Annotated in this window: 7 protein-coding genes and 3 pseudogenes; 7 read left to right on the top strand and 3 right to left on the bottom strand. The window is 69.5% G+C overall.

Annotation, left to right across the window (positions count from 1 at the left end; translation table 11 throughout):
• The 6 genes and pseudogenes from AOK11_RS02930 to AOK11_RS02905 all read left to right on the top strand — a co-directional run.
• Positions 1-555, top strand: a pseudogene (locus tag AOK11_RS02930) (DUF6083 domain-containing protein); the annotation flags it as partial.
• A 3-nt stretch (positions 556-558) separates the two neighbouring features.
• A complete protein-coding gene (locus AOK11_RS02925; RefSeq protein ID WP_055592040.1) occupies positions 559-1,035 on the top strand; it encodes a hypothetical protein in 477 nt (158 codons plus the stop codon).
• On the top strand, positions 1,032-2,312 hold the full coding sequence (locus AOK11_RS02920) for a UvrD-helicase domain-containing protein (protein ID WP_240497197.1): 1,281 nt from the start codon (positions 1,032-1,034) through the stop codon (positions 2,310-2,312). The genes AOK11_RS02925 and AOK11_RS02920 overlap by 4 nt, the downstream gene beginning before the upstream one ends.
• A 38-nt stretch (positions 2,313-2,350) precedes the next feature.
• Positions 2,351-2,659 carry a transposase gene (locus AOK11_RS02915; protein ID WP_055592019.1) on the top strand — a complete coding sequence of 103 codons (309 nt, stop codon included), beginning with the start codon at positions 2,351-2,353 and terminating at the stop codon, positions 2,657-2,659.
• A 434-nt stretch (positions 2,660-3,093) separates the two neighbouring features.
• Positions 3,094-3,348 (top strand): annotated as a pseudogene (gene tpg / locus AOK11_RS02910) (telomere-protecting terminal protein Tpg); the annotation flags it as partial.
• Between the two features lie 388 nt (positions 3,349-3,736).
• The gene (locus tag AOK11_RS02905; protein ID WP_055592042.1) at positions 3,737-4,951 is read left to right on the top strand and encodes a hypothetical protein; all 1,215 of its coding nucleotides are present in this window, start codon (positions 3,737-3,739) and stop codon (positions 4,949-4,951) included.
• A 665-nt stretch (positions 4,952-5,616) separates the two neighbouring features.
• Here AOK11_RS02905 and AOK11_RS02900 read toward each other — a convergent pair.
• Positions 5,617-6,199, bottom strand: a pseudogene (locus AOK11_RS02900) (IS6 family transposase); the annotation flags it as partial.
• A 386-nt stretch (positions 6,200-6,585) separates the two neighbouring features.
• Here AOK11_RS02900 and AOK11_RS02895 point away from each other — a divergent pair.
• On the top strand, positions 6,586-6,933 hold the full coding sequence (locus AOK11_RS02895) for a DUF1036 domain-containing protein (RefSeq protein ID WP_055592039.1): 348 nt from the start codon (positions 6,586-6,588) through the stop codon (positions 6,931-6,933).
• A 67-nt stretch (positions 6,934-7,000) separates the two neighbouring features.
• On the opposite strand, the gene AOK11_RS02890 is transcribed toward AOK11_RS02895, so the two are convergent.
• Both AOK11_RS02890 and AOK11_RS02885 read right to left on the bottom strand, forming a co-directional pair.
• Positions 7,001-7,426 (bottom strand): DUF1932 domain-containing protein, encoded by a 426-nt coding sequence (locus tag AOK11_RS02890; protein ID WP_240497196.1) that lies wholly within the window; start codon positions 7,424-7,426, stop codon positions 7,001-7,003.
• A 228-nt stretch (positions 7,427-7,654) separates the two neighbouring features.
• Positions 7,655-7,981: a hypothetical protein gene (locus AOK11_RS02885; RefSeq protein WP_055592038.1), complete on the bottom strand. Its 327-nt coding sequence runs from the start codon at positions 7,979-7,981 to the stop codon at positions 7,655-7,657.
• Between the last annotated feature and the right edge of the window lie 166 nt (positions 7,982-8,147).

The following is an 8,147-nucleotide window of genomic DNA, read 5'->3' as shown; positions in this document are numbered from 1 at the left end:
GACAGGCCCACCACACACCCCCGTGCCACCGGTCCCCGCCTCGCATCGCTGCGCCGCCAGCTCGCCGTGCGCTCCCGCCGCCTGATCGACACCGGCACCTTCACCCCCACGTCTCCCACGCCCGCCGCCACGCTCCCGAGCACCGACCGTGGCCGGCCGGTCCGACCCGTCGTGCGGATCCTCCTGACGCATTACCTCGGCGAAAGCCCCGTCGAAGACATCCGCTGCATCGCCCAGACCCGCCAGCGCCACCACTGCGCCCGGCCGATCCTCGACCCGGCTCACCCGGCCGGGCGCTGGACGCTGCTGCCCATCCATCCCCACCGCGGCCAACTCGCCCTCCCCGGCGGAAGCATGGCCGTCTACGACCTCAACCACCTGCCCTACGCCGAGCAACTGCGCTGGCGCGCCCAACGCTGCACCACCCACACCGCCGCCCCCGCCGCTGCCGACCTGGCCCTGGCCGACTGGCAGCCCCTCGACCCGCTCCTGCACGCCGCCCACCTCCACACCCGGCTGCCGCATCCCGCACCGCACCAGCCCCACCGGCGGTGAAGGATGCCGCACCACGCCCTGGAGATCACCCTCACCCGCCCCCTGAACCCGGCCGAACTCGACGCGGCCTGCCGCAGGACGCCGCTCGCCGCCAACTGCGACACCACCCGCCTGATGGCACTCGTACCCGCCAAGACCCCCGACCGGGCCGCCCACCGGCTGCGCCGACGGCTCAAAGACCGGCTCCCCCTCGACGTGATCACCACCCACTACCCGGACGCGAGCGGACAGGTGCTGCTCAACCTCGCCCTCCCGCCCACCGCACACGCAGCCCTCCAGACGACGGCCCTCCAGACAGCACAGAAACCCGAGCACCTCCTGGAACGAGCCGTCCACCGGGCCCTCGCCGAGCACACCGATCACGAAGTGAAACGCCTCGAACACGAAGTACGCCGGCTTCTCACCCACACCGCCCCTGCCCGCCTCCTGGCCGCGATGGGGCACGCGCTCACCCGAAACCCCCAAGGACCCACGCCATGAACCCGACCGACGAGCAGACCGCCGCAGCCGACGCCTTCACCACCGGCGACCACCTGACGGTCCAGGCCGGCGCGGGCACCGGCAAGACCACCACCCTGGCCCTGCTCGCCCGCGCCACCACCCGCCGCGGCCGCTACCTCGCCTACAACCGCGCCATCGCCCAGGACGCCGCGGCCCGCTTCCCGAAGAACGTCCTGTGCAAGACCGCCCACGCCCTGGCCTACGCCGCCGTCGGCCACCGCTACAGCCGCCGCCTGAACGCACCCCGCCGCCCGGCCTGGCAGACCGGACAAGCCCTCGGCCTCACCAAAGCCCTCCGCATCGGCGACCGCGAAGTCACCCAGAAGGCCCTCTCCAACGCCACCCTGCGCACCGTGATGCGCTTCTGCCACACCGCCGACGACAAGATCACCCGCCACCACGTCCCCCGCCTGCGCAACCTGGAAGACAGCGACCTCCACACTCAGCTCACCGCCCACATCGTGCCCTTCGCCCGCAAGGCCTGGGCCGACCTGCAAGAATCCGATGACGGCGCGGTGCGCTTCGACCACGACCACTACCTGAAGATCTGGGCCCTCACCCAGCCGAAACTCGAAGCGGACTTCCTGCTGCTGGACGAGGCCCAGGACACCAACCCCGTCGTCGAACAGATCTTCCTCGCCCAACGCCACCACGCCCAACTCGTCATGGTCGGAGACTCCGCCCAGGCCATCTACCACTGGCGCGGCGCAAAGGACGTCATGACCGGCTTCGACGGCACCCAGCTCGCCCTCTCGCAGTCCTTCCGCTTCGGCCCCGACCTTGCCGCGGAAGCCAACCGCTGGCTCCACCTGGCCGACGCCCCGATCCGCCTGACCGGCACCCCCACCGTGCCCACCGAACTGGGTCCCGTCGCCCGCCCGGACGCTGTGCTGTGCCGCACCAATGCCGGCGCCATGGCCCAGGTCATGGCCCTCATGGCCGCCGGATACTCTGTCGCCCTGGCCGGGGGAGGGGACAGCCTGCGCGCCCTGGCCCTCGCCGCCCGCGATCTCAAGGAAGGCCGCCGCACCCACCACCCCGAACTGACCCTCTTCCCCTCCTGGGGCGACCTGCAGGACTACGCCGCCCACGACCCGGCCGGACGCGACCTGCAGCCCCTGGTCCACCTCGTCGACACCCACGGCACCGAGGCCATCCTCACCGCCGTCGACCATCTCGCTCCCGAGTCACACGCCCAGGTCACCGTCTCCACCGCCCACAAAGCTGAGGTTCCCCCGAGATGCGGGGATGGGTGACAGAAGGTCAGATGGGTCTCATGAGAGGAGCCCAGACGATGCCTGCCCCGAGGAAGTACCCACTGGAGTTGCGTGAGCGCGCGGTTCGGATGTACCGGTCCGCTGAGCCGAAGCCCGTGATCCGCCGCATGGCCGAGGAACTCGGCGTGCACCACGAGGCTCTGCGCAACTGGATCCGTCAGGCCGAGGCCGATGCCGGCGAGCGAGGCGACATCCTCACCACGGCCGAGCGTGAGGAGCTGGCCGCTCTACGGAAGGAGAATGCCCAGCTCAAGCGGGCGAACGAGGTCCTGCGGACGGCCTCCGCTTTTTTCGCGGCCCAGCTCGACCCGACCCGGCCCAGGTGACCGCGCTCGTCGATGCGCACCCGCACCTGGGGGTCGAGCCCGTACTCCGGGAACTTTCCATCCCCTCCTCCACCTATTACCGCTGGCGCCGGGCCGAGAAGGAGCCATGCGAGCGACGCCGCCAGGACGCCGAGCTCACAGGGAAGATCCGGCCGCTATCGCCGCGTCACCGAAGCTGCCCAGGCCCGCCCTGCCCGGCCGCCGACGGGCGCCGGCCGAAGAAGCCGCCACCCGTCGGCGGCTGAAGACGCGCCAGCCCCTGCCGCGCTGCCGTCAAGATCCGGCGGGTGCCGTGCCGGTCGTCCTGACCGCCACCGGCGCCGCCTGAGCCAAGCTGCTCACCGACACCTCGCTTTCCCAGGTGATCACCCCTTGACCACCACCGCTTTCCCAGCCCAGACCCCTTGACCGCCCGTGCGAACACAGTCCGCCCCGCCCGCTTCGGCTTCACCGCCGCGCCCGGCACCACCGACGACGCCCGCATCCGCCACCTCACCCTCGCCCTGCCCCCGCACCACGCGGCCCGCCTCTTCGACGCCCAGGACACCGGCGCCGGCGCCAGCGAGCAGCAACTGCGCGGCATCGCCGCCGAAGGCCTGGGCGAGGTCTACTTCCGCGACGGCGGCCGCCGCGCCCACGGCCTGGAGGTGGAGTTCACCGACGTGGAGCACCTGGAGTTCGACCTGTGAGAGCAGGCGACCGACGCATACCCGCCTATGCGGGGCGACAGACCCTCGCAGAGCCAGGGCTCGTGCCACTCCGTGGCGCGCCAGACCCACTCCGAGCAGCAGCGATGAGTTTCCGAACGGCACACGATCGACCACGCCGGTGCCGGGGAGGCCCCACGTCCGGAGGCGTCCCGATGGCGACCCGGTGGATCACCACGGACGATGGTGCTCGGACCCACGGCGCGGCAGCAGGTCTCCTGAGGCCGCGCCGCACACCTGCGGTGCACGACAGCCGGTCTCAGGAGGTAATCGGGTGCGGACTCCCCCCAGGCGGCCCCGCCCCGGCTTGCGCCCGAAAGCGGTACGGCCCTCGCTGCGAACCTGGCAGTCACGCGTGTCCCTCGCGGTCATGCTGCTGACCCTGATCCTGACGACGGCGCTGCTGGCCCGGTTCGGCGCCGAGGACTTCGCTCATGCGCTGACCTTCCCGGGCCGGATCACCGGTGCCGCCCTTCTCGCGGTCGCGTTCACCACCCTGCTGGGCGCCGCCGGGGTGCTGGACCACTGGATCCGGCACTCCTTCTCGCACTCCGGCCTGGTCGCTCTGATCGGCGCGTTCGCGGCCCTACTGACCAACGTCCTGGTTCTGGTCGAGACGGTGAAGGACGGCGATTCAAAGTGGTATCCGACGCTGTTCGCCGCGCTCTCGGCGGGTTCGGCATGGGCCGTTCTCACGGTGTGGCGGACGACGGTCCTGATCCCCGCTCCGAAGCGGGTGGCCGCCGCGGTGGTCGTCTCCTCGGTCATCGCGGTCGCCAATTTCAGCTATCAGAACCTCTATGTGCCGTACCAGCGGAAGACCGAGCCTCTCATCACTTTGTCCGTAGGAAAGGCGGTGCGCAGCAAGGACGGCAAGGCTTTCTCCGTACCGGTCGACATCACCATCCAGAACCACGGTTCCGTGGGTTTCTACGTGCTCGGCACCGAGTTCCACGCCATGGGGTTACGGGTGCCGCTCAGCCCTAAGGACCGACTCCGCAAGCAGTGGCAGGACGACACCGAGCAGTGGTCCAAATCCTCGGTGGTGAACCCGCTCTCCCGCCGGGAGGTGTACCAGCCCGGCGAGCTGGTGGCGGCGAAACCGTGGATGCCCATTGGCCAATGGATCGAGTCGAGCGGCACCTTCGCCACCCGGCTGGTGGTGCAACTGCCCATGAACACGCCGTACGACCAGGTGGCGTTCTACGCCACCGCGAGCCTCGCGCGCAAGGACCGGCTCGTGCTGCAGCCGCCGCTCCGGTTCGTGGGGAACTCTTGGGGTGGGGGCAAGATCTCCGGACAGGTGAAGCAGGACCAGCAAAGGGGCGTCGACTCCCTCATCTACCGTGCCAGGGTGCGCGAGAACAACGCGCTTGACGCGTACACGAGGGATGCGCGTTTCGTCACCGTCTACTGGAAGTTCGGCCCGCAGGGCGTGAACGTGTTGGCGGCCGTCGCGCGCAAGGGAGAGGAGGGCCGCGTCCCCCCGCTGGCGGAACAACGCGAGATGGTGAGCCGCTACGGCCTCGTCGACCTCTTCGCGGGCCCGCATGTGCGGACCTTGTGGGACATCAAGAGCAAGTGATGAGCCGCTCCAGTCAGGCCACCAGGGCGAGCGAGCTGTTCACACGGTCCCATGAGTACAAGTCCCCGTGCCGAGCCGGGCCTCCCGCACCGCCCGGCGCAGCGTCTCCACGTCGAACATCTCCGGAACCAGCGGATGCCTGGCGGAACGGCACAGGGCGATGAGTTCGTCGCCGTGTGCCCGCAGGCCGCGGGCGTAGAGGGCGTCGAAGGGGGCCTTGACCGCCCTGCCGCTGATCGGAGTGGGGGAGCAGGTCCGCCATGACCGCGCGCAGAACGGCCTTCGGACGGCCCGGCTCGAACGTGGCCGAGGCGGGGAGGCAGCTCATCGTGGCGATGACGTCCGGGGCGAGGAAGGGATGCGAGAGGAGGAACCCGTCCCGTGGCGCGCGATGCCAGGACAGCAGGTCGGCAGCGGTGACGTAGTTGGCGGCGTCGTAAAGCGACTGTTCCGGCCTGCGCCCGAACACGAAGCGGCTCTCCGCGAGGCGTTGTCACGTTGTTGGGTGTGTGAGTGTCCGAGGGCGCGTCGGGGCGTGGTGGACCGGCCGGCAGCGCCGGTGATCTGGTCCCAGATCGCGAAGCGGACGGTCATCTCGGCGCGGTGGTCGGTGGCGGTCATCAGGTAGCGACGGGGCCGGAAGTGGGGTGAGATGCCGCGGAACGCGGCCAGGAACCGCTGGGCTCCACCGACGCTGCAAAAGCCCTTCATCGCGTGTTCGCGCTGCCGCGTGGGCTGGTGGGAGTTTTCGGCCCGGTGGTTCGGGCCCTGGTGGGAGCGGTGCTCGACCGAAGGCATCACCTCGCGGTGGGCCGCGCCGTAGGAGCGCAGCGTGTCGGTGACCACCACCCGCGGCACCGAGCAGGTCTTCTTCAGCAGCCTGCGGAAGAACCGCCTGGCCGCAGCGGTGTCCCGCCGGTTCTGGACCAGGATGTCCAGGACGGTGCCGTCGGCGTCCACGGCCCGCCACAGGTACTTCAGTTCGCCGTTGATCTTCACGAAGACCTCGTCCAAGTGCCACGTGGCGCCCGGCCTCGCACGCCGGCGGCGCAGGCCGTTGGCGTAGGCCTGCCCGAACTTCGCACACCAGCGGCGGACCGTCTCATGGGAGACGACGACACCGCGCCCGGGCATCAGTTCCTCGACCTCGCGGAACGACAGCGGGAAGCGGGGGTACCGCCCCACGCAGTGGGCAATGATCTCGACCGGGTACCGGTGCCCCCCGTACGACGGCGACGCGGACGACACGAGTGAACCCCTCCCGGCACGATCAACTCCAAGATCATCCCAGGCCGGTCAGCCAACGTGACAACGCCATTTAGCCTGATCGGGCCCTGTGCCGAGGCCCCGTACGGGGCACCTCCCACCCGCTGCGGTACGCCGCGCCTTCTCCCGGGAACCTCTCCTCCGCACCTGACCGACGGAGATAGGAGGTCCCATGTCGCAGGAGGCTGCCGAGGCGGTCGATCCGAAAACCGATGCGGACGAAGAGGCACTGGAGCGTGCCATCGCAGCGGGCCGGTCCGGCGCTCACCCCGGCGGGACGGACAATTCGAGCCCGCAAAACGCTCTAACCCGGTCCGACGGAAGCCCGGCTGCCCGCAGGCAGCCGAGCGGGGAGTAGGAGGCTCGCCGTGGCGCTGAGGTTCAAGAACAACTACGAGCGCGAAATCTGGGCGATGGTCGAGCGGTACCAGCCCAACTGCTCGGCCAGCAGCAACTGGCGGAAGGAGGGCTGGTGGCGGATCGGTCCCGGGGAGACCGCCGTCGTCTACGGCGGTGACGCAAAAGCCGTCAACCCGATCTGGTACTGCTACGCCTACGCGGGCGACGGCACCGAGTGGCGGGACAAATACCAGGAGACGGTCCCGCACAGTGTCTTCGAGTGGTGTTCGAACGTCTCGGACGCGAGCTCGCGGACGATCCTCATGCGGGAGTTCACCGTGACCGCCCCGAACTTCACGTTCAACTTCAACCCGTAGCCGGCAGACCCGGGCGACCGACCGATCCGGGCCGCCCGCCCCGCCCCAGGCGGGGCGGGCGGACGGTCTAGTCAGGCTCGCCGTCCGGGGTGCCATGCAGGCGTTCGAGCGCGTCGGAGATGCTCAAGGACGTGTCCCTGAGGTCACCCCATCGGCTCATGACCGTGGCCGATGCCTCCGCCAGATCGACAGGAAGCCCGGCCTCCCTCAGGGCGCCGGCCACCTCGCCTATTTCGGGGCCCCAGCGCCACGACCGCGCGGCCACCTTCGGGATGTAGGCCGTCTCTGCGAGGTAGCTGGTAGTTCGGCCCTGCGCGATGTCGAGTAGCTCCGCCTCTATTCCGTAGTCCCTGGCGAGGGCGTACGAGACCGCGGCGAGGACACGAATCGCCTTCTGGTAGCTGCTGTACGACAGCTTCAGCGCGGAAGCGCGACCGATGCCGCCGGGCAGCGGGTGCGCCTGTACCGCGATGCCGGTGAAGAGCGATGCCACGGGCGTCAGCGCGTCCGCTGGGCCGGACAGGTGCGGCCCCTGACTGAATTCTTACCAGCACCCCTATGCGGGGCAGGTCGCCCCGGGCAGTGAACCTTTTCCAACCTCACGCTGAACCTGGCGAGGTGCAGCGTGAGGACGGCTTTGACCAGGTCTGTGATCTGGTTGGTGCTGCATCGTGGCTTGCGCAGGAGGCGCCAGGACGCACGGTCGCGGGAAGTGCCCTCCTCAGCGTGTCTTCAGGCCACGGTCTTCGAGTTCGTCCGCGCACTCCTCTGATACCCAGAAATCCTTTATGGTGGCTCCGCCCTGGTAGGTAAGGGTCGCGGACGGATTGAGCGCTTCCTGCCGCTGCCGCTCCGCCTCGGCGCGGGCTTGTTCGATGTCGTCGGCGATCTCCTGGCAGTCGACGACGTATGTGCCCGTCGGTACCGGCTCCTCGGTGGGAGATTCCGGCTTGTCCGTGTACGGCCCGGCGTTGAGGGCGGAGGTGGCGGCGATGCCGGCCAGGCACAGCCCCGCCCAGACGGCGATGATCCACCGGCGAGTGCTCAAGAGCCGACCATCCCGACGGCGAGGCCGACGACGGTGAGCATCGCAGTACGCGAGCCCTTCATCGAAGTTCCTTCCTCAAAGGGGCCGGTACAGCGAGCTTCTGCCAACCTGCCGACGATCCAAGTTAGTACTCCAGCAGGACTTTGCTGTCTGACCTGGTCTTTCG

It is taken from the genome of Streptomyces hirsutus (assembly GCF_001418415.1).
In the GTDB taxonomy this organism is placed as follows: domain Bacteria; phylum Actinomycetota; class Actinomycetes; order Streptomycetales; family Streptomycetaceae; genus Streptomyces; species Streptomyces hirsutus.
Note: the sequence above shows the minus strand (reverse complement) of the source record. Positions and strands in the feature narration are given on the sequence as shown.

Bases quoted from the DNA above. Each gene is read 5' to 3' on its own strand.
- AOK11_RS02920 (WP_240497197.1), top strand. From the start codon at position 1,032: ATGAACCCGACCGACGAGCAGACCGCCGCAGCCGACGCCTTCACCACC.
- AOK11_RS02915 (WP_055592019.1), top strand. From the start codon at position 2,351: ATGCCTGCCCCGAGGAAGTACCCACTGGAGTTGCGTGAGCGCGCGGTT.
- AOK11_RS02925 (WP_055592040.1), top strand. From the start codon at position 559: ATGCCGCACCACGCCCTGGAGATCACCCTCACCCGCCCCCTGAACCCG.
- AOK11_RS02905 (WP_055592042.1), top strand. From the start codon at position 3,737: ATGCTGCTGACCCTGATCCTGACGACGGCGCTGCTGGCCCGGTTCGGC.